This window comes from Morganella psychrotolerans (assembly GCF_001676055.1).
GTDB lineage: Bacteria > Pseudomonadota > Gammaproteobacteria > Enterobacterales > Enterobacteriaceae > Morganella > Morganella psychrotolerans_B.
Genome location: NZ_LZEX01000042.1, coordinates 1 through 22,323, shown reverse-complemented (window position 1 = coordinate 22,323; position 22,323 = coordinate 1). Strand labels below are relative to the sequence as shown.

General features: G+C 45.7%; 16 protein-coding genes and 2 pseudogenes. 14 read left to right on the top strand and 4 right to left on the bottom strand.

The window, feature by feature from the left end:
• Window positions 1-153: 153 nt before the first annotated feature.
• The 8 genes from apt to AYY17_RS21635 all read left to right on the top strand — a co-directional run bounded on the left by apt (window position 154) and on the right by AYY17_RS21635 (window position 8,219).
• Window positions 154-705, top strand: coding sequence for an adenine phosphoribosyltransferase (gene apt, locus AYY17_RS15755; protein ID WP_067398994.1), 552 nt, complete (start codon window positions 154-156; stop codon window positions 703-705).
• A 93-nt stretch (window positions 706-798) separates the two neighbouring features.
• Window positions 799-2,742 carry a DNA polymerase III subunit gamma/tau gene (dnaX, locus tag AYY17_RS15750; RefSeq protein WP_067425153.1) on the top strand — a complete coding sequence of 648 codons (1,944 nt, stop codon included), beginning with the start codon at window positions 799-801 and terminating at the stop codon, window positions 2,740-2,742.
• Window positions 2,743-2,786: 44 nt separating this feature from the next.
• Window positions 2,787-3,116 (top strand): YbaB/EbfC family nucleoid-associated protein, encoded by a 330-nt coding sequence (locus AYY17_RS15745; protein ID WP_067369754.1) that lies wholly within the window; start codon window positions 2,787-2,789, stop codon window positions 3,114-3,116.
• The gene (gene recR, locus AYY17_RS15740; protein WP_067398989.1) at window positions 3,116-3,733 is read left to right on the top strand and encodes a recombination mediator RecR; all 618 of its coding nucleotides are present in this window, start codon (window positions 3,116-3,118) and stop codon (window positions 3,731-3,733) included. The genes AYY17_RS15745 and recR overlap by 1 nt, the downstream gene beginning before the upstream one ends.
• A 162-nt stretch (window positions 3,734-3,895) precedes the next feature.
• Entirely contained in the window at window positions 3,896-5,773 is a 1,878-nt protein-coding gene (htpG, locus tag AYY17_RS15735; protein ID WP_067425150.1) for a molecular chaperone HtpG, read from the top strand.
• Window positions 5,774-5,984: 211 nt separating this feature from the next.
• Complete coding sequence (adk, locus tag AYY17_RS15730; protein WP_067398985.1) at window positions 5,985-6,629, top strand: adenylate kinase; 645 nt, start codon at window positions 5,985-5,987, stop codon at window positions 6,627-6,629.
• Between the two features lie 339 nt (window positions 6,630-6,968).
• Entirely contained in the window at window positions 6,969-7,922 is a 954-nt protein-coding gene (gene hemH / locus AYY17_RS15725) for a ferrochelatase (RefSeq protein WP_067425146.1), read from the top strand.
• A gap of 159 nt (window positions 7,923-8,081) precedes the next feature.
• On the top strand, window positions 8,082-8,219 hold the full coding sequence (locus AYY17_RS21635) for a hypothetical protein (RefSeq protein WP_156656729.1): 138 nt from the start codon (window positions 8,082-8,084) through the stop codon (window positions 8,217-8,219).
• Window positions 8,220-8,228: 9 nt separating this feature from the next.
• Here AYY17_RS21635 and AYY17_RS15720 read toward each other — a convergent pair whose 3' ends face one another.
• Entirely contained in the window at window positions 8,229-11,237 is a 3,009-nt protein-coding gene (locus tag AYY17_RS15720; RefSeq protein ID WP_016240410.1) for a Tn3 family transposase, read from the bottom strand.
• A gap of 159 nt (window positions 11,238-11,396) precedes the next feature.
• Here AYY17_RS15720 and AYY17_RS15715 point away from each other — a divergent pair, with 159 nt between their 5' ends.
• The 3 genes from AYY17_RS15715 (at window position 11,397) to AYY17_RS15705 (ending at window position 13,417) form a co-directional block, all read left to right on the top strand.
• Window positions 11,397-11,978, top strand: coding sequence for a recombinase family protein (locus tag AYY17_RS15715; RefSeq protein ID WP_001196200.1), 582 nt, complete (start codon window positions 11,397-11,399; stop codon window positions 11,976-11,978).
• Between the two features lie 76 nt (window positions 11,979-12,054).
• Entirely contained in the window at window positions 12,055-12,396 is a 342-nt protein-coding gene (locus AYY17_RS15710) for a hypothetical protein (RefSeq protein ID WP_067425143.1), read from the top strand.
• 40 nt (window positions 12,397-12,436) lie between these two features.
• A complete protein-coding gene (locus AYY17_RS15705; protein WP_000082736.1) occupies window positions 12,437-13,417 on the top strand; it encodes an IS5-like element ISEc68 family transposase in 981 nt (326 codons plus the stop codon).
• A gap of 749 nt (window positions 13,418-14,166) precedes the next feature.
• On the opposite strand, the pseudogene AYY17_RS15700 reads toward AYY17_RS15705, so the two are convergent.
• A pseudogene (locus tag AYY17_RS15700) lies at window positions 14,167-15,117 on the bottom strand (IS110-like element IS4321 family transposase); the annotation flags it as partial.
• A 52-nt stretch (window positions 15,118-15,169) separates the two neighbouring features.
• Complete coding sequence (locus tag AYY17_RS15695) at window positions 15,170-15,874, bottom strand: IS6-like element IS26 family transposase (RefSeq protein WP_036982846.1); 705 nt, start codon at window positions 15,872-15,874, stop codon at window positions 15,170-15,172.
• A 211-nt stretch (window positions 15,875-16,085) separates the two neighbouring features.
• Here AYY17_RS15695 and AYY17_RS15690 point away from each other — a divergent pair.
• From AYY17_RS15690 to AYY17_RS15680, 3 genes and pseudogenes are all read left to right on the top strand, one after another.
• Window positions 16,086-16,313 (top strand): annotated as a pseudogene (locus tag AYY17_RS15690) (transposase domain-containing protein); the annotation flags it as partial.
• A gap of 133 nt (window positions 16,314-16,446) precedes the next feature.
• Window positions 16,447-19,488: an autotransporter outer membrane beta-barrel domain-containing protein gene (locus AYY17_RS15685; protein WP_082981427.1), complete on the top strand. Its 3,042-nt coding sequence runs from the start codon at window positions 16,447-16,449 to the stop codon at window positions 19,486-19,488.
• Between the two features lie 107 nt (window positions 19,489-19,595).
• Window positions 19,596-20,792 (top strand): glycosyltransferase, encoded by a 1,197-nt coding sequence (locus tag AYY17_RS15680; RefSeq protein WP_059387039.1) that lies wholly within the window; start codon window positions 19,596-19,598, stop codon window positions 20,790-20,792.
• Window positions 20,793-20,894: 102 nt separating this feature from the next.
• Here AYY17_RS15680 and AYY17_RS15675 read toward each other — a convergent pair whose 3' ends face one another.
• Window positions 20,895-22,103, bottom strand: a complete 1,209-nt coding sequence (locus tag AYY17_RS15675; protein WP_032028744.1) for an IS256 family transposase — start codon at window positions 22,101-22,103, stop codon at window positions 20,895-20,897.
• Window positions 22,104-22,323 lie beyond the last annotated feature (220 nt).

Sequence of the window (22,323 nt, the reverse complement as noted above, 5' to 3'; positions counted from 1 at the left end):
GTGAAATGTGCCCGGGATCATAGTTACAGCCACATTTTTAGTTCTGTTTGACATAAAACAACAAATAATCGTCAAAGTCACGGGATACGGTTGCAATTTTCCCCTGATTTGCATAGATTCTGATGTTTCGTGTTCTCTATACTGGCACCTATTATGAGCGCAACTGCTGAACAACTGCAATTTATTAAAGAAAGTATCCGGGCTATCCCTGACTATCCTAAGGAAGGGGTTTTGTTCCGCGACATCACGACATTACTGGATAATCCGCAAGCGTACCGGATGACTATCGATTTGTTAGTGGAACATTTCGAGAATAAAGGGATCACTAAAGTCGTGGGCACCGAAGCCCGTGGATTCTTATTCGGCGCACCGGTTGCGTTACGTTTGGGTGTCGGCTTTGTCCCTGTGCGTAAAAAAGGGAAATTACCCTGCGAAACTCTCAGTGAAACGTACGATCTGGAATACGGTACAGATACCCTGGAGATGCATAAAGACAGCATCAAAGAAGGTGATCATGTGTTAGTTGTGGACGATCTGCTGGCTACCGGCGGTACTGTTAACGCAACTATCCGTCTGATCCGCCGTCTGGGTGGCTCTGTCCATGAAGCCGCATTTATTATCGGCCTGCCGGATCTCGGTGGTGCTGCGCGCCTTGAAGCCGAAGGTGTCCACAGTTTCTGCCTGCTGGAATATGCCGGCGACTGAGTCTCTCCTGCATTAAACGCAAACTCAGCCTCGCCCATAATGGTGAGGCTGTGGTAGCATGATGCAAAATCATGTTCACTCTCTGCGGAATCCATGAGCTATCAAGTCCTTGCCCGTAAGTGGCGACCACAAATATTTTCACAGGTTATTGGTCAGCAGCATGTTCTGACAGCGCTCGCAAACGGGCTGGAACATCAGCGGCTTCACCATGCCTATCTTTTTTCCGGTACCCGGGGTATCGGGAAGACGACTCTTGCGCGTCTGTTTGCCAAAGGGCTCAACTGTGAGCAGGGTATTACGGCAACGCCGTGCGGAAAATGCCAGAATTGCCTGGAAATTGAACAGGGGCGGTTTGTTGATCTGATTGAGATTGATGCCGCGTCGCGCACAAAAGTGGAAGATACCCGCGAATTACTGGATAACGTCCAGTACGCTCCGGCTCGCGGGCGTTTTAAAGTCTATCTTATCGATGAAGTTCACATGCTTTCCCGTCACAGCTTCAATGCGTTATTAAAAACGCTGGAAGAGCCGCCGGAGCACGTGAAATTTCTGCTGGCAACGACCGACCCGCAGAAACTCCCGGTCACCATCCTTTCCCGCTGCTTACAGTTTCATCTGAAAGCATTGGATGTGGATCAAATCAGCCAGCAGCTTGATACTATTCTGACCGCCGAGCATATTGAAAATGATGCCCGCGCGCGGCTGTTGCTGGCACGTGCCGCTGACGGCAGCATGCGCGATGCGCTCAGTCTGGCAGACCAGGCGATTGCACTGGGTGCCGGAAAGGTAACGGCGGATATTGTCAGTCAGATGCTGGGTACGCTTGATGATGAACAACCCCTGACAATTCTGGAAGCCCTGGTGAAAGGGGACGGTGTGCAGGTGATGGATGGCGTGAATGATGCCGCCTCACGCGGGGCAGACTGGGAAAACCTGCTGGTGGAGATGCTGGCGGCACTGCATAAAACGGCGATGCTGCAATTGCTGCCGGTGCAGGAAAATACCGCAGATGTTACGCAGGAGCGCCTGCGCATTCTGGCGCGGGCAGTCGCACCTGCGGATCTGCAACTTTATTATCAGACGCTGCTGGTCGGACGCAAAGAGCTGGCGTACGCACCGGATCGGCGGATGGGCGTGGAGATGGCGCTGCTGCGTGCACTCGCATTCCATCCGCGTAATATAATTGATGAAGTGATTAGTGCGCCGTCAGTGGCACCTGTGTCTTTGCCGGGTCAGGCGCGTGCATCGCAGCCGGTCACGCCTGTTGCTTCACAGAGTGTTGCATCACAGAATGAAACGTTCTCTGCACAGATGGAGAACAGCCCGACAGCCCAGCTACTGAAAGCGCGGGATGTTCTGAACCGGCAGGAGCCTCCGCCGTCAAAAAAGTCTGAGCCGGTTGCCTTAACTGATAAGGTTAAACCGGCGAACTCAGCACTGGCGCGACTTGCGGCTGTCGCTGAAAATCGTCCGGCGCGGGCTGTGTCCGCACCGAAATCAAAAACACCGGATAAACCACAGGCTTATCAGTGGCGTGCGCAAACACAGGATGTGATTGAAGAAAAAACACCGGTTGCGCGCCCGAAAGATATCAAAAAAGCGCTTGAGCATGAAAAAACACCGGAAGTGGCGGAAAAGTTAGCCGTTATGTCCCGTGAGCGGGATGCCTGGGCTGCGGATACAGATAAAATGCAGTTGCCGAAACTGGTGCAGCAACTGGCGCTGAATGCCTTTAAAGAGCAGACAGATGAGAATACAGTTTGCCTGCATCTGCGTTCCTCGCAGCGCCACCTGAATTCAAAATCAGCACACAGTGTGTTGAGTGATGCACTGAGTGAACTTTATGGTAAAATTATTAATCTCACTATCTGTGAAGATGATGATTTAAGCATAAAAACGCCGCTCGAATGGCGGCAGGCCATCTATGAAGAGATGCTGGCGCAGGCGCGTCAGTCCATTGTGACGGATAAAACGATTCAGACGCTGCTGACCTTTTTTGATGCGGATCTGGATGAAGAGAGTATCCGGCCTGTTTAACCACCTTGTGCCGGAAGGCACAATTTAATCAAAGAGAGAAAACTATGTTTGGTAAAGGCGGTTTGGGCAATCTCATGAAGCAAGCCCAGCAAATGCAGGATAAAATGCAGCAAATGCAGGAAGAGATTGCCACTATTGAAGTCACCGGTGAATCCGGTGCAGGTATGGTTAAAGTCACCATAAACGGCGCTCACAACTGCCGCCGTGTTGAAATCGATCCAAGCCTGATGGAAGACGATAAAGAGATGCTGGAAGATCTGATTGCAGCGGCATTTAATGATGCAGCGCGTCGTATCGATGAAACACAGAAAGAAAAAATGGCATCAGTATCCAGCGGCATGCAACTGCCGCCGGGCTTTAAGATGCCGTTCTGATGCAAACCAGCCCGCTTCTTGAGTCTCTGATGGATGCTCTGCGCTGTTTGCCGGGTGTCGGACCGAAGTCTGCGCAGCGTATGGCATTTCAGATGTTACAGCGTGACCGCAGCGGCGGGATGCGCCTGGCGCAGGCACTGACCCGTGCGATGTCGGAAATTGGTCATTGTCAGGACTGCCGGACATTCACCGAGCAGGAGCAGTGCACAATATGCGCCAATCCGCGCCGTCAGCAGACCGGTCTTATCTGTGTGGTGGAAAGCCCTGCGGATATTCACGCCATTGAGCAAACCGGACAGTTCTCCGGGCGCTACTTTGTGCTGATGGGGCACCTGTCTCCGCTGGACGGTATCGGACCGGCAGATATCGGGCTGGATCTGCTGGAAGCGCGGTTGTCGCGGGAAACACTGAATGAAGTGATCCTGGCGACAAACCCGACAGTGGAAGGTGAGGCGACTGCCAACTATATTGCTGAAATGTGTGAACAATTTGGCATCTCAGCCAGTCGTATCGCTCACGGCGTACCGGTTGGTGGTGAGCTGGAAATGGTGGATGGCACAACCTTATCCCACTCTCTCGCCGGGCGTCAGAAAATTCGTTACAGCAGCGATTATTGATTCGTCGCATTTTTCCGCTATCCGGACAGACGGCGTGTGCCGTCTGTCATATTTTCTCAGATTTCTCATAAAAAATACCGCTTTCACCTTGAAAATGGCATGACCGGCCCCACCTGATCTCTATACTATTTTTTCGTTTATGATGTCAGTGTGAGGTTATTAATGAGTCTGCAAGAACAAGAAACCCGTGGTTTTCAGTCAGAAGTAAAACAGCTTCTGCAATTAATGATCCACTCCCTCTATTCCAATAAAGAAATCTTCCTGCGCGAGCTTATCTCAAACGCATCTGATGCGGCGGATAAACTGCGTTTTCGTGCATTATCCGATAACACGCTGTATGGAAATGACGGTGATTTACATGTGCGTCTTTCCGTAGACAAAGAAAAGCGCACCCTGACTATCAGCGACAACGGCATCGGGATGACCCGCGACGAAGTTATTGATAATCTCGGGACTATCGCTAAATCCGGTACCAAATCATTCCTCGAATCCCTTGGTTCTGATGCGGCAAAAGACAGCCAGCTGATTGGTCAGTTCGGGGTTGGTTTCTATTCGGCATTTATTGTTGCGGATAAAGTAACGGTTGTTACCCGCGCCGCCGGTGTGCCAAGTGATCAGGCTGTTTTCTGGGAATCTGAAGGCGAAGGGGATTACTCCATTGCCAAAACGCATAAAGATACCCGCGGAACCGCGATCACTCTGCATTTCCGCGAAGGCGAAGATGAGTATCTTGATGACTGGCGTCTGCGCTCGGTTATCGGCAAATATTCTGACCATATTGCACTGCCGGTTGAAATTGAAAGTAAAAATGAAGAAGACGGCACCGTTATATGGGAAAAAATCAATAAAGCTCAGGCACTGTGGACGCGCAATAAAAACGACATCAGTGATGAAGAATATAATGAGTTTTATAAGCATCTGTCCCATGACTTTGCTGACCCGCTGACGTGGGCGCATAACCGTGTGGAAGGTAAGCAGGAATATACCAGCCTGCTTTACATTCCGTCTGTTGCCCCTTTTGATCTGTGGCAGCGTGATCAGCGTCGCGGGTTAAGCCTGTATGTTCAGCGCGTCTTTATCATGGATGATGCCGAACAGTTTATGCCGAATTATCTGCGCTTTGTCCGCGGACTGGTGGACTCGAACGACCTGCCGCTGAATGTGTCCCGCGAAATCTTACAAGACAGTGCGGTGACCCGTAACCTGCGTACCGCGCTGACTAAACGTGTTCTGCAGATGCTTGAAAAAATCGCGGCAAATGATGCGGAAAAATATCAGACATTCTGGCAGCAGTTTGGTCTGGTGCTTAAAGAAGGTCCGGGCGAAGACAGCAGCAATGCGGAGCTTATCGCCAAACTTCTGCGTTTTGCGACCACAAAAGAAGACAGTTCCGCGCAAACTGTTTCGCTGGCAGACTATGTTTCCCGCATGACGGAAGGTCAGGACAAGATTTACTACATTACGGCAGACAGTTACGCGGCGGCGAAAAACAGCCCGCACCTGGAATTGTTCCGCAAGAAAGGTATCGAGGTATTGCTGCTCTCTGATCGCATCGATGAGTGGATGATGAACTACCTGAATGAATTTGACGGTAAATCATTCCAGTCAGTCAGTAAAGCCGATGAATCTCTGGATAAACTGGCAGATGATAAAGATACTGCGGCTAAAGAAGAGACCGATAAAGAGCTGGCACCGTTTATTGAGCGCGTGAAAACTCTGCTGGGTGAGCGTGTGAAAGAGGTGAAACTCACTCATCGTCTGACCTCAACACCGGCTATCGTGACAACTGATTCCAGCGATATGAGTACGCAGATGGCGAAATTATTTGCCGCTGCGGGTCAGGAAGCGCCGGAAGTGAAATATAACTTTGAGCTGAATCCGGACCACCCTCTGGTGAAACGTGCCGCAGAACAGCAGGACGAAAGCCGTTTTGCCGATTGGATCAATTTGCTGATGGATCAGGCGCTGTTTGTTGAGCGCGGTACTCTGGAAGATCCGAACGAATTTGTTTCCAGGATGAATAGCCTGTTATTAGGTTAAAATGAGGTTCACTCAGGGTTTGTGCGTGTAATCACGCATAACCTACTTAAAAACCACATGATTTCATGATAATCATGTGGTTTTTTCTTTTATGTAAATAAAAACAGGCAGGGGAGTTACCCCGGTTTTCTTGAGTCCATGCCCTGACAAATGGTATGGTAGCTTGTTTTCATCCGAATTATAAAAAAGCAACCAGCAAGGGGTTTACGCAATGCGTATTATTCTGCTCGGCGCACCGGGCGCCGGTAAAGGAACGCAGGCTCAATTTATCATGGAAAAATACGGGATCCCTCAGATCTCGACGGGTGACATGCTGCGTGCAGCAGTGAAATCCGGCAGTGAATTGGGTCTTCAGGCAAAAGAATTGATGGACAATGGTAAGTTAGTGACTGATGCATTAGTTATCGCACTGGTCAAAGAGCGTATCAAACAAGATGATTGCCGCAATGGCTTTTTGTTGGATGGGTTCCCGCGTACTATTCCGCAGGCTGATGCAATGAAAGATGCCGGTATTTCAGTTGATTTCGTTCTGGAATTTGCTGTACCGGATGAAATTATTGTTGATCGCATTATCGGTCGCCGTGTGCATTCCGGTTCAGGCCGTGTTTATCACATCAGATACAATCCGCCGAAAGTGGAAAATAAAGATGATGTGACCGGCGATGAACTGACTATCCGTAAAGATGATCAGGAAGAAACCGTACGCAAACGTCTGGTGGAATACCATCAGCTGACCGCGCCATTAATTGCGTATTACCAGAAGGATGCACAGGCAGGCGATGTAAAATATACCTGCATTGACGGCACCCGTCCGGTAAATGAAGTCAGTCAGGAATTAGCGCGTATTTTAGGTTAATACGTCCCGTATTTCTGTCAGGCAGCCGTATGGCTGCCTTTTTTTATTCCGTGAGCTCATACACCAGTATGTGACCGGGGGTGAAAGAGCGCAGCCAACGCCCCTGCGGGTTGAAATATGAAGGATGGTATTCAAAATCATTCAGTTTGCAGGCAGGCGGCAAGCGAGAGAATCCCCCGGGAGCATACACCAGTATGTGACCGGGGGTGAAAGAGCGCAGCCAACGCCCCTGCAGGCTGAAGGATGAAGAATATGGCAGAAAAGAATAAGAATCATTTGTATGATTACACTACCCTGATAACCTTAATGACAATCAGTTGCTGACAGGATTTTCTGACAATGAATCAACATAAACGTGGTGTTTTGCTGGTCAATCTGGGCACACCGGATGCACCGGATACGGCGGCGGTTAAACGTTATCTTAAGCAGTTTCTTAGTGATCCGCGTGTGGTGGATATGTCTCCTCTGCTTTGGCAATGTATTTTGCGGGGTGTTGTGCTGCCGTTCCGCTCACCGCGTGTGGCAAAGCTTTATCAGTCAGTGTGGATGGATGAAGGTTCACCGTTACTGGTTTACAGCCGCCGGCAGCAGGCGGCGCTGGCAAAAGCGTTGCCGGATACACCGGTGGCGCTGGGCATGAGTTACGGTTCTCCTTCTCTTGAATCTGCGGTTGAAGCATTACTTGCACAGGGTGTTACGCATTTTGATGTGCTGCCGCTGTACCCGCAGTATTCCTGCTCAACGACAGGTGCTGTATTTGACGGATTGGCGGGTATCTTTAAGCGCCGCAGAACATTACCGTCACTGAATTTTATCCGCAGCTATGCAACACATCCGCTCTATATTGAGGCACTGGCACAATCTGCTGAAGCGGCTTTTGCCGAACACGGTGAGCCGGACAGACTGATCCTGTCTTATCATGGTATTCCCGTGCGTTATGCAACAACAGGGGATATCTATCCTGCTGAATGTGAAGCGACAACGGCATTACTGCGTGAGCGTCTGAATTTCCCCGCAGAACACATTATGCACACTTATCAGTCCCGCTTTGGCAGAGAGCCGTGGCTGGCACCTTATACTGATAAAACAATGCAATCATTGCCCGGAGAGGGGATTAAATCGGTTCAGGTGATGTGTCCGGGATTTTCAGCTGACTGCCTTGAAACGTTAGAAGAGATAAAGGAACAGAATAAAATTTTCTTTTTAACCGCGGGGGGTGATGAATATCATTACATTGAGTCTCTTAATGACAAAGATATCCACATAAAACTATTAAGTGCTCTTGTTGGTTAGTTTTTTCTCACTGTTATAAGGATTCGTCTGATATATACGTCTGTGATGCGTAGAATTTTAAGGAATTAATGTTAACATTAACGTTGTAACAATTAATGTATCTTAAAATGACAGATACTTTTGTTCATTTTTAGTGGAATTGCGTATTTCATAGCGGAAATGACAGGTGGCGCAGATATGATGAGTACAAAGGAACCAGTGAATTTGAATGATGATGAGATTGATATTATCGATCTCATTAAACTGCTTTATCGCTATAAAGTATTTATTATTGGGGTTCAAGGTCCAATGATGTAAAAAACCACGCTAAGAGGTTAATTCATTGTTTGTATTGAAATTTAATGGTCTTAACTCGCCCTTCAGAATATCTTCCGGTAACGAAAACGTATAATGCCCCAGCATATTTATATGGCCATGTATCAGCGGCGATAATCTTGCCAGATGCTCCTCTTCAGGTGTTTCCCCCGATTTGCGAAGATGTGACAACGCCTCCTGCATGTAAAGTGTGTTCCACAGCACAACCGCATTGGTCACCAGACCCAGAGCACCGAGTTGATCTTCCTGCCCTTCACGGTAGCGTTTTCTAATTTCACCACGTTGTCCGTAGCAAATGGCTCGAGCCACTGCATGGCGTCCTTCTCCCCGGTTGAGCTGAGTGAGGATCCGACGCCGGTAATCCTCATCATCGATATAGTTGAGAAGATACAACGTCTTGTTGACCCGGCCCACTTCCATAATCGCCTGAGCCAGACCAGATGGTCGGCTACTTCTCAACAGTGAACGAATAAGCTCTGATGCATGGATGGTCCCAAGCTTCAGTGAGCCCGCCATTCGCATCATTTCATCCCATTGGGATTCTATTTTTGACAGTTCAACACATCCCCGGGCCAGCTCATTCAGGGCACCATAATGTGCCGTTTTATCTGCCCGCCAGAATATCGCCCCGCCTGCATCGGCCAGACGAGGGGAAAACTGGTAGCCCAGTAACCAGAACAGGCCAAAAATGATATCGCTGGATCCTGCCGTGTCCGTCATAATTTCTACCGGATTCAGCCCGGTCTGCTGCTCCAGAAGCCCTTCCAGTACAAAGATGGAATCACGAAGCGTACCGGGAACGACAATGCCATGGAAACCGGAGTACTGATCGGAGACGAAGTTGTACCAGGTGATACCGCGTCCTGAACCAAAGTATTTACGATTTGGTCCGGAATTAACCGTTTTAACCGGTGTGACAAAACGCATACCATCTGCGGAGGCAACCTCACCACCTCCCCAGTACCCCGCGAGCGGCAGCGTGGACTGAAAATCAACCAGCCGTGCATTAGCGCTGACCAGCGTTTCTGCCCTGAGATAATTTTGTTTAACCCAGCTCAGACGATGGCGAGTAAGCGCGGGAATATTATGCTTTATCAGGGGTTCATGCCCTATATTGCAGGCTTCTGCCAGCAGTGTTGCGCACAGACTGACCTGGAGATCCTGCGCCCGAGCACCTGATTCACTGACGTGGCTGAATTCGCGGGTAAAACCGGTTCGGGCATCTATTTCAAGCAACAGCTCAGTCAGATCAACCGGAGGGATCAGTTCTCTTACCCGACGATTCAATTGTATCAGTGCCGGTGGCTCATCCAGTTTATCCAGACTGCTAATCGTCAGTGAGGGATGCTTACCTTCATTGCTTATGCTGACCGCTGCGTTGCAGGCAAAACGTGAAGCCACTGATTTCCATGTGTCATCAAGCCGCGTAGCCAGTTGTTCTGCTGCTTTAGTTCCGTCTGATGGATGACCCAGCGCCCGACATACCGGGATGCGTTGTGCCTGCCATTCAGCTCCCTGAAGCAATTTTTGACGCGGGTCCCCCCACCGGTCACTGTTCTCCAGCCAGAGATCACGACGGCGCAAAGAATCTTGAAGGCGCTCGAGAAGACACAGCGAGTAACCCGCTCGTAGAATCCTACCATCTCTGTCGTAGACCAGACGTTTCCAGGGGCCGGAAATGATTTGCTCTGGTGCATCGTCGAGAATTCGCTTTTTTGAGCCACTCAGTTCGGCCAGATAATGGATTGCTGACAACGTGTGCTCCCCGGCCGGGGCGGCCTGAAAGTGTAAGTCACGCAACATCGCGGACAGGAAGCGCTTCACCCGTCCATATTGTTCCACCATTTCATCCTGAAAATGAGTATCTTGCGGGCGCGCCAGCTCATTTACCTTGCCGACGGATTCAGCCAGTTTGTCCTTTGGTATGCGGCGAAAAATAGCCTGCCGCAGAGCTGCTTCATCGGTGTTCTCATCAAGTAATAACGTGCATGCCCGTGCCAGTAATAGCGCGGCACGATCAAGATCTTTAAGGGTCCTGAGCCGCTTTTTCTGCCCGATATTTTTTGCAGAACGCGTGATATCCAGAATAAGCATATCCAGCACATCCACGGCCTCGTCAAGCGCCGAAATTTCCTGTGCTTTCACAAACGCAGTAAGCACGGCCAGTCGCCGTTCGTCAGGCATTCTTGAAATGTATTTCACCGAAGCCATTCCGGCATAACGGGCCAAATTCCGCAGCTGGATGGCAGGCAGACCGGAGAAATTCAGCCGGGAAAACTCCATGCTACGCAGTCGGGTATATCGCTCCAGGGCGTCTGTAAATGACGGCCCACTGATAGTGACAGGACCTTTTCGCATCTCCTCCAGCACCGACATACGCTGCCCTTCAGGTATTTCAAGTAAACCGTCCAGTTGTGTTTTCTGCCAGCTGTCAGGCAACAAAGCCAGCCTTCGCCATAATCGTCGACTTGCCCGTTCGCGTACTTCGCCAATCAGCCTTGTCAGAGTCGAGGCTGCGGGTAGCAGGATCTTATTTTGCAGCAACCATGCGGTAGCAAAATCAAACAGCAGACCTGGACGCTCATTGCTGAGCCAGGCGCGAGTATAGAGCAAACGCTTCAGTCTGAATGACCAGGGGAAATCACCAAAATCATGATAATCATAATAGAGCTTGATAAGCCCCTGATGCTCCCAGCGGGTATTGTCTCTTTCAGCATACCGGGAAAGGATCTCTGGTCGGCTGATGTTCAACTGTGCCGCAATGTAAAAACGGATGAATGAGGGAATTTGAAGGAGATCAGGAAGAAACGTTCCCAGAAAGCGCGCCGTAGTCAGCTGAAGTGCAATCCCCAGCCGGTTATGTTTTCCCCGTCGCTGATTAATAAAAGCAAGGTCACGCTCATCCAGATGAAAATACCGAGCCAGCTGAACCTCATTTGGTTCTGCCACATAGCGACCGTAGTTTTCTGTCTGTTCGCTGGTAAGAAAGTCATCACTCATTGCGCATCCTTTCGTAAACGGGAGTTCTGTTCATTTTTTAACCGTCTCAAATATTATAATTTTTGAGACCAATGAAAACGGCCCTAAACATAAGTATCAAAAATCGTGATTTATGCCTTATGATACTACGCAGTATCAATATCGATTTATGAGACCAAAATGGCATTATTAGGGTATGCAAGAGTATCAACCAGCCATCAGAAACTGACGAGCCAGATTACTGAACTCAACACAGCGGGAGTGAGGGATGATCGAGTGTTTACTGACATGATGTCGGGAGCAACTGATGAGCGCGAAGGGCTACAGCGACTCCTTGCCAGAGCGGAGAAAGATGACATTATTCTCTGTACTAAAATGGATCGCCTTGGACGTAATACCGCAGATATGATTCGCATCGTGGATACTTGCTATAAAAAAGGCATCGCTATTCGCTTTCTTGAGAACGGGCTTAGTACTGAAGGCACTATGGGAAAAATGGTTATCCAGATATTAGCAGCTGTTGCCGAGGCGGAACGTGAAAGGATCTTGGAGCGAACTAACGATGGGCGGCAGGCAGCTATGATTAAGGGCGTCAAATTTGGAAGAAAGCCTCATAAAAAGGCTGAATTAGCTAATGAATTGATCAATAAGGACGTACAAGTTAAAGAGGTAATGGAAAAAACGGGTATATCACGGGCGACGTATTTTAGGCTGAAAAGAAAAACGGTTACTAACAATATTCATCTTTCCAATAATAAATAAGAAAGATGAGCATTCTTAAATGCCTGAACGGCTTCTATTTAGCAATGTTTAAACTCGAAAAAAGGATGTATTCAAATTGAGTCAATATTTAAAGCTTGGAGATGACCAATCTCCGGTTCAGTTGGACCCACACAGCGAAGTTGGTGCATTTAAAGTCGTTGGACACTGCGCATGGGCAAAACCAGAAGATAAAATCACTCCTGACTTTTTGCGTTCAAGAGTAGAACCTTGGTTAACTGCCCTTTTTCAGTCTGAACACTTAAATATACTTATTGGCGCTGGCCTTAGTTCGGCTATTCAAGAGTCAGCGACCGGCACCAAACCTCAAGGTATGGGATGGATTGAAGATCTCAAAGTTTGTAAGGCTGAAATAGACAGTTATGTAGCTAAGGAAGGTGCGAATAAGTCCGAGATGTGAGATCATCGTGTTGTAACCTGAACCCAGAATGAGTAACCGGATGAGCCAGCAACTGACTTTTGCCGACAGTGAGTTTTCCAGTAAACGCCGCCAGACCCGCAAAGAAGTTTTCCTTGGCAGAATGGATGACTTGCTTCCCTGGGACAAATTACTTGGCGTTATCGAGCCTGTGTATCCCAAGGCCGGTAATGGTCGCAGGCCCTATCCGCTGGAAACCATGCTGCGTATTCACTGCATGCAGCAATGGTACAACCTGAGCGATGAGGCCATGGAAGATGCCCTCTATGAAATCGCCTCCATGCGCCAATTTGCTCGCCTGTCACTGGATAAAGCCATTCCAGACCGCACTACCATCATGAATTTCCGGCATTTGCTGGAGCAGCATGAACTGGCCCGCAAAATCTTCAGTACCGTTAATCACTGGCTAGCAGAGTGTGGCGTTCTAATGACCCAGGGCACCTTGGTGGATGCCACCATCATTCAAGCCCCCAGCTCTACCAAAAACAAACACAACAGCCGTGATGAAGACATGCACCAGACCAAGAAAGGTAACCAGTGGTACTTCGGCATGAAAGCGCACATTGGCGTGGACGCCAAAAGTGGCCTGACCCACAGTCTGGTGACCACGGCGGCTAACGAGCACGACCTCAATCAGGTTGGCAAGTTACTGCATGGCGATGAGGAATTTATCTCAGCCGATGCTGGTTATCAGGGGGCCGAAAAGCGCGATGAGCTCAGCGATGTCAGCGCAGACTGGCTTATCGCCAAGCGTCCCGGCAAAGTGAATGCATTGAAGCAACACCCGCGCAAGAACAAGCTGGCCATCCGTTACGAATACCTGAAAGCGAGTATCCGAGCGAAGGTTGAGCATCCATTTCGGATAGTAAAATGTCAGTTTGGTTTCGTCAAAGCCAGGTACAAGGGGCTGGCTAAAAATGACAGTCAACTGGCGATGTTATTCACCCTGGCGAACCTGGTTCGAGTTGACCAATTGATACGGGCACAGGCGAGATCTACCTGAAATGAGGAAATTGGCCTGAAACAGGGCCAAAATCAGCCACGAAGAGACGATTTTGGGCTGAAAATTGGAAAATTGAGCCACAGGACGTCGATAAAGGACGGTTTGGGGCGTCATATCGGGAGCTGCGGACCACTTAATCGCAACTTCCTTAGAAAATAAAGACTATTACACTAAAAGATTCATGAAGCTAAATACGGGTAGCAAAGCATATGAGAGCTATGATTTTTCAAAAATATCCATAGTATTAAACGAATTAATAAAAGCTTGTTCTAAAATATCATCAGATATTCGAAGTAAACAGTTAGATGACCAGTATCCAGATTAAAAAGGTTTCTGCTTGGAAAACGGAATAAACTACGCTAAAACTGTTTTTTGACCAAGGCGCTTCTGATTGACTCCCGAATGGCGGGGCTGCGGCGTTTCTGTGTGCGAAACAGAGCGATTGCATACATCGTGCCGATAGCGGCTTAACGGGGTCCGCTTGGAAAAAGGAATCTATGGTCACTCCCGTTTTTGCAACACCGATTTTGACGATAAATTGGCTTGCTTGAATCTATCCGGCGTCTGAATGGGATTTTATTCCCGCGCCTCGATGAGTTCCGCGCCTGATGAACCTCCAGAAAATATACGGCTTCAATGAGCCTTTCCGTTTTACAGGTTCCTCAACAGGCCGGTGGGCCGTTAGTATCATCAATATCAGTATTCGCAAAACCAGATCAGTGATTCTTTAAACCGGTGTATTTCTGCCGTTATGCTACATAAGTTTGCTGTCGTGCCGTTAGGGCCCAGGCTATTCTGGCCAGCTTGTTTGCCAGAGCACAAGTGACGACAAAGTTGCTTTTCCTACACAGTAGATCCCTGACCCAATCGGCCAATTTGCCAGACTGGTGTTCCAGTTTTTGTATGAATACCCTGGCACATTGAACCAACAAAGTTCGGATCTTTTTGTTACCTCGCTTACTAATTCCCAGCAATGTCGTCCGACCTCCCGTGCTGTACTGTCGAGGCACTAGCCCTGTTGCCGCCGCAAAGTCACGACTGCTGGCGTACTGCTTCCCGTCGCCAATCTCAGTTGAAATAGTACTCGCTGTCAGTGTTCCGACGCAGGGAATGCTCAGCAAGCGCTGTCCAATCTCATCTTCGTCCAACTTTCGTTTCAACTGGGATTCCAAATCTTTAATCTGCTCAACAAGATAGTGATAATGCTGTTGTAATTTCAGCAATAACTGGCTGAGGTATAGAGGCAAACTATTGTCCTCAAGAAGGGTACTCAGTCGGCTAATAACGGCAGCTCCTCGTGGAACGCTGATGCCAAATTCCAGCAGAAAAGCATGCATCTGATTGGTTGTTTTTACCTTATCCTGAACCAAGGATTCACGGACACGATGCAGCGCACGCATTGCCTGCTGAGATTCAGTTCTGGGCTGTACAAAACGCATAGACGGACGCGATGCAGCTTCACAAATAGCTTCGGCGTCGACAAAGTCGTTTTTGTTACTTTTAACGAATGGACGGACAAATTGTGGTGATATCAGCTTAGGAAAATGCCCCAACTCTTCCAACTTGCGTGCCATAAAGTGAGAGCCACCACAGGCTTCCATTGCGATGGTTGTAGCGGGGCATGTCGCCAAAAATTCGATTAACTTTGGCCGTGTAAATTTTTTACGGTAAACAGCCTTGCCGCGACGATCTTGGCAATGGGCACTGTTGCAAAGTTAGCGATGAGGCAGCCTTTTGTCTTATTCAAAGGCCTTACATTTCAAAAACTCTGCTTACCAGGCGCATTTCGCCCAGGGGATCACTATAATAAAATGCTGAGGCCTGGCCTTTGCGTAGTGCACGCATCACCTCAATACCTTTGATGGTGGCGTAAGCCGTCTTCATGGATTTAAATCCCAGCGTGGCGCCGATTATCCGTTTCAGTTTGCCATGATCGCATTCAATCACGTTGTTCCGGTACTTAATCTGTCGGTGTTCAACGTCAGACGGGCACCGGCCTTCGCGTTTGAGCAGAGCAAGCGCGCGACCATAGGCGGGCGCTTTATCCGTGTTGATGAATCGCGGGATCTGCCACTTCTTCACGTTGTTGAGGATTTTACCCAGAAACCGGTATGCAGCTTTGCTGTTACGACGGGAGGAGAGATAAAAATCGACAGTGCGGCCCCGGCTGTCGACGGCCCGGTACAGATACGCCCAGCGGCCATTGACCTTCACGTAGGTTTCATCCATGTGCCACGGGCAAAGATCGGAAGGGTTACGCCAGTACCAGCGCAGCCGTTTTTCCATTTCAGGCGCATAACGCTGAACCCAGCGGTAAATCGTGGAGTGATCGACATTCACTCCGCGTTCAGCCAGCATCTCCTGCAGCTCACGGTAACTGATGCCGTATTTGCAGTACCAGCGTACGGCCCACAGAATGATGTCACGCTGAAAATGCCGGCCTTTGAATGGGTTCATGTGCAGCTCCATCAGCAAAAGGGGATGATAAGTTTATCACCACCGACTATTTGCAACAGTGCCTGCTGGGGCATTATACGTTTTCGTTACCGGAAGATATTCTGAAGGGCGAGTTAAGACCATTAAATTTCAATACAAACAATGAATTAACCTCTTAGCGTGGTTTTTTACATCATTGGACCTTGAACCCCGTAACTGCGTCTGACTACCCGACAATCAGATGCGTCCCTGGGCGTTGGGGCGCAAGAACTGGCTGTTTGCAGGTTCGCTGCGCAGTGGTCAGCGAGCGGCAAACATCATGACGTTAATCCAGTCAGCAAAGCTGAATGGCTTGGATCCGTATGCCTATTTAAGTGATGTGCTGAAAAGGCTGCCGACACACAAAGTGACCCAAATTGAAGAATTGCTGCCACACTGCTGGAAACCTGAACCGAATTAAAAAATAGGCATGGGGTTCAGCGGACGCTTACCTTTTAGGGTTATGTGTAGTACATTAATCGTACTATTTTTGCATTTTTAATATATAATTTTGTGACTTGTGTATTATTTTTTTACAATAGAGTGAGGTTAGTATGAATAAAATCTTTAAATTAATATGGAATAATTCATTGGGCCAATGGATTGTATGTTCAGAGCTTGGGCGAAAAGGGAAATCATCATCGAAAACGGCTTTATTGATTGGTGGTGTTCTGATTTCATCTTCGAGTTTAGCCGTAGAGTGTACTCAAGGATCAAATGGCTCAGTTACAGTGAATAATGCAAATAATACTGGAGCAAATATTAACTGTGAAGTATCCAGCATTTTACCTGAAATAGGAAATACAAGTATTTGGAATACTGGGTTTTTAGTTTATAGCCAAAAAGCCAACAGAAGCATAACGCTGACCAATGATTTAACCACAACACTTAAGGGATCGGGGGGGATTTCAGTCTATGGAACTGCACCTAATTTTACATCTGCTTTTAATGCCGCTGGAAAAAAACTCGATCTCACGATTACAAATTTAGATGCGAATAGTAGTAATCTGAACGGAGATAGTATTGCAAAAGTAGGATTGGGAGTATCGCATGGAGGTACATCAACCATTGGTACGTTGAATCTCACTATGTTAGACCTACCTAGGGGATCAACATTTGGTGAACGATTTGAACATTATGGTGTAGTTGCTGGTTCAAGTGTCAGCTCTGGAGAAACTGCACCTTTTAACGGAATAAGATCAAAGGCTATCTTTGACAATTTAAATATTAAAATGAGTGCGAATAATCATTCATTGCTTGGTGGTTTCTATCCATTAGTTGTTGGTATTCGTGCAATTCAAGGAGCACCACAATCTTCTGGTAATGGTAGTGCTGGTTATGTAGAGGTGAATAAAGATTTAAACATTGATATTAAAAATCAAAAAAACGATGCCATTGGAATCTATATTTCGGGTTCGGAGCAAGGTGGTGTAGTACCAGAAGTTCATTTAAACAACAGTAATATCAGTATTGAGAGCACATCTACTCGTGCAAATGCCATTCGTCTAGGGAAAACAGCATCAGTTGGTACAGGCGAGGGTCGTTTGTATTCTAAAGGAAAAATGGTAATTGATACGACAAAAGCAGTTAATGATTCAGCAATTGATATTATTTGGCAGGGCGCTTTATTAGATGCTAACTCGGAGACTTCTAGTACCGAAATCAAAGCAGGCAAAGAGGCTATTAGTATTAGTGGTAATTCAAGTCAGGACACAGATCAGACGACAACAACATTTAATAATTTAGTCATCAATAAAACAGCCACAAATACGGCAAGTTTAATTACTGTAGGAACAAACCAGAAAAACTATATTTTCTCTGCTAGAGGTGATAACACTTCACTGATCTCTAATACAGGAAATAATGCATATTTGATTGATGTTCAAGGAGCAAGTACAACGCCAAGCCAAGTCAATTATAATTTTGAAAACGGATATATGCAGGGACTTGTAAATAAAACAGACAGCTCTACTTTAAACCTTAATTTAAAAAATAATGCTACATGGCAATTAGAAGCGAATGGAAATAGTACTCAAGCAAACTTTACAACACTAAATTTAATAAATTCACAACTAGTTGCTCATGATGTGAATCGCAGTAATTTACTTATAAATACACAATCTGCTTTTAACTTAAAAGGAAACGTTGTTGCATCCAACTCTCAAATTGATCTGGCTAATGGTGTGGCTGGAGATAAATTAACCATTACTGGCGACTATACAACTGGAAATAATACTTGGCTAATGGACTCTTATTTAACGGGTCTTGGACAGAGTGGTGATTTAGGTGTAGACGGTAAATCATATACAGATAATGTCAAAATTACGGGCAATGTGATCGATAAAGGTATTGATTGGGTTTGGGTCAATAACTTAAATCTGGTTGATCCAACTGGAAAAGAATCCATTTTGATGTATGACATCGATGGAGCATCCAATGGTGAATTTCTTTTACAACGTCGTGTTGTTAAAGGTGGTTACGAATATCTTTTAAATAAACATGCAGATGGTGACTGGTATCTTGAAAGTTTCAATATGAAAGGTGAAACGGGTGATACTGGCGCAACAGGTCCTACAGGAGCGACTGGTCCTACAGGAGCGACTGGTTCTACGGGTGCAACAGGTCCTACAGGTCCATATCAACCAGTCATTCGCCCAGAGGTTGGTAGTTATACTTTTAATGCCAATATTGCTAATAACTTATTTGTCCATCGTTTAGAAGATCGTATTGGTGCAAGTGAATACACCAATATGAATAAAGATGATGTTGGTCAACTTTGGTTAAGAGCTGTAGGGAGCTATAATGAATTTGAAGATAAATCTGGACAGATTGATACCGATGGTCATCATTATCTTTTACATGTAGGTTTAGGTTTGGCAAAATTTGGCGAAAAAGATGAATATAATGTCGGATTAATGGCTGCTTATGGTAATGCACGGAGTGATTCCAAATCATCTATTACAAATTATAAATCATCTTCAAAAATAGATGGTTATGGCTTTGGTTTGTATGGAACCTGGTTTGAAAATCCGACTGAAAAAACTGGTGCATATCTAGATACATGGGCAATGTGGAGTAAGTTTAAAAATGAAGTATCTGGACAAGATTTTGGAACAGAAAAATATGACTCTTCAGGGATTACTGCCTCAATAGAAGCTGGTTCTAGTTATAAATTTGGACAAAGTGAAGGCGTTAGTTATTGGATTCAACCGCAAGGTCAATTTATTTACCAAGATGTTCAATTAAATTCATTTAAAGAGAAATCTACAGGTACGCTAATTGATAAAGGCAAGGGCAATATTCAAACTCGTCTTGGTGCAAAAGCCTTTCTTGTGGTCCCTACAGATATTGCAGCGAGCTCAAACTATCGCCCATACGTCGCATTAAATTGGATTTATAATTCTGAAGACAAACTTGTGAAGTTAGATAATAGTTACTATGGTATTTCTGGTAACTCAAATTTGGGTGAAATTAAATTTGGTGTTGAAGGACAAACAAGCAAAAACAGTTATGCATTGTTTAATCTTTCATATCAGATGGGTAGTAATAACTATAGCGATTTCATTGGAAATATTGGTTGGAAAGTGAATTTCTAATTCTAGTATTTAAGTATTCTTATTCTTAAAAGAAATCCTTCAAGAAGCCTTGCAATGCAAGGTTTCTTTCATATAGAAGTATGTAAATAGAATCAAAGAGAAAAAATATGACACTTTGCTTAAATATGATTGTAAAAGATGAAAGTCATATCATTGAACAAACATTAGAAAATATATGTCAACATTTTAAGTTGGATTACTGGGTAATCTCAGATACTGGATCTAGTGATCGTACACCAGAGATTATCGAAAACTTTTTTAAAGCGAAAAATATTCAAGGTGAGATAATTTATGAAGCTTGGCAAAATTTTAGTTATAACCGTAATATTGCTTTAAAAGCTTGTCTTGGAAAAAGTGATTACATTCTTATTTTTGATGCAGATGATTCTTTAATAGGTGAGTTAAGTCTACCGGCTTTACAGAAAGATGCTTATTATTTTCAACTTTCCAATGAAGATCTCTCTGTAAAATATTTAAGAAAACTCATTATTAAAAATAATGATCAGTATCATTGGCGTGGTGTTTTACATGAATATTTAGAAAATAAAAATGAACAAGAGGTAGGGGAAGTTCAAGGCGATTATGTCGTTATCTCAGGTCGAAAGGGTAACCGGAGTTTAGATAAAGACAAATACTTAAAAGATGCCAAAATCCTTGAAATAGCTTATATCGCTGGTGATGATCCAGATTTATTGCCACGTTATGCATTCTATTGTGCACAATCATATAAAGATGCTGGACAGATTAATAAAGCAATTGAATGGTATCTAAAGCGGGCTGAATTAGATACGGGTTGGTATGATGAGAAATACTGTAGTTTTGAACAATTAGGCTTACTTTATGAAAGTGAAAAAAATTATAAAGACGCACTATCGTATTGGCAGATGGGGATAGCTTATGACCCACAAAGGGCAGAGTGTTGGTATCATTCGGCTAGACGACATAGTTGGGATCATCATCCTGAATTGGCTTACTGTTTTGCCAAACAAGCTAGTGAAATAAAAATGCCAGAAGGTAATCGTTTATTTTTAAAAAAAGATATTTATAAATTTTGGTCACTATATGAATGGTGCTTAAATGCATACAAACTTGGAAAATTTGAAGAGTCTTATCTAGCCTTTAAAAAATTAGTCGAACACTGTCCAGAAGACCTTGTAAATCGTTTAACGCATCAAATGAATGAGTATCGTTGTCTTATTATGCAAGACTCTTTTTATGATGTACAAATTTTAGCAGTCAATTTAAATAAAATTGGCAAAAGATATTTACTAGAAAATATTTTAAAAGATTTTAGTAAATCTTGATTTTAAGAGCCTCTAAATATTATTGCAGTCATTAAAAAACGGCTTTTTTGCATAAATATTTTGGAGCCTGTAAATAATTTTGTGTAATTGCTTTTCATCAATTTAAAGGTGATTGCTTAAGCGGTCACCGAATTCAATAATAAAGCGGCTCATGGCTAAACGCCAGTCGCGAATCGGCATATTCCACTTTTTAGATGCTGCATCAATGGCCAGGTAAATCACTTTACGTACAGAATCATCCGTTGGAAAGACTTTACGCTTTTTGATCGCCTGACGTATTACGCTGTTTAATGATTCGATCGCATTGGTGGTATAGATGGCTTTGCGTATCTCGGCTGGATAAGCAAAGAAGGTATTTAGATTCTCCCAGTGTGTACGCCAGCTTTTGCTGATCTGTGGGTACTTGTCATCCCATGTTTGGGCGAATTGATCCAAGGCCATCAAGGCTGCCTCTTCAGTAGGTGACTGATAAACGGCTTTTAAATCCTGAGTGACCGCCTTGTAATCTTTCCATGATACGTATTTCAAGCTGTTACGCAGCATATGGATAATGCACAGCTGGATATGGGTTTGCGGGTATACGCTGTTAATGGCATCAGGAAAGCCTTTTAGTCCATCCACACAGGCGATCAGAATATCCTGCAACCCTCGGTTTTTAAGCTCAGTCAGGACATTCAGCCAGAACTTTGCACCTTCATTCTCAGCCATCCACATGCCGAGCAGTTCTTTCTGTCCATCAAGATTAATGCCTAAGGCAAGGAATACAGCCTTGTTGATAACACTGCCATTATGACGGACTTTAACTACAATACAGTCCATATAGACGATGGGATAGAGTGCATCCAGCGGACGGTTTTGCCATTCAGCGACTTGCTCCTTAACAGCATCAGTCACCTTGGAAATAAGCGTTGGCGATACATCAGCATCGTACATTTCTTTGAAAGTAGCCACGATTTCACGGGTAGTCATGCCTTTGGCATAAAGGGATAGAATTTGGCTATCCATTTGCGTGATACGAGTCTGATTCTTTTTAATTAGCTGTGGCTCAAATGTGCCATCACGATCTCGTGGTGTGGTGATCTCAATCTCACCATCATCGCTCAGCACGGTCTTACTGGAATAACCGTTACGAGCATTTGAACCGTTCTTACGAGCATTCTTTTCATGTCCGAGATGTTCGGTAAGTTCGGCATTGAGAGCCGTTTCAACAGTGAGTTTAGTCAACAATCGGGTGAATTGATTGAGATCGTCTTCTGTTTTGATTCCTTTAGCAAATTCTGCTGCAAGGTCTTTTAGTTTTTGTTCGTTCATCATGTTGCCTGACTCCGTTGTGAATATGAACATAGCAAATTCAGGCAATTACACAATTTAATTTACAGTCTCTAAAAAACAGGCGGGAAATAGCGGTAAGTGTCAAGGTAGTTGTCACCCTTTGTTAATTTAGGCAGCCTGTTTTTCCCGCTCAGGATTCAGGGTGACGGTCTCTTTTCTTTGCCAGTTCCGGGTATCTCCGGACCACCGTTCGGGATGG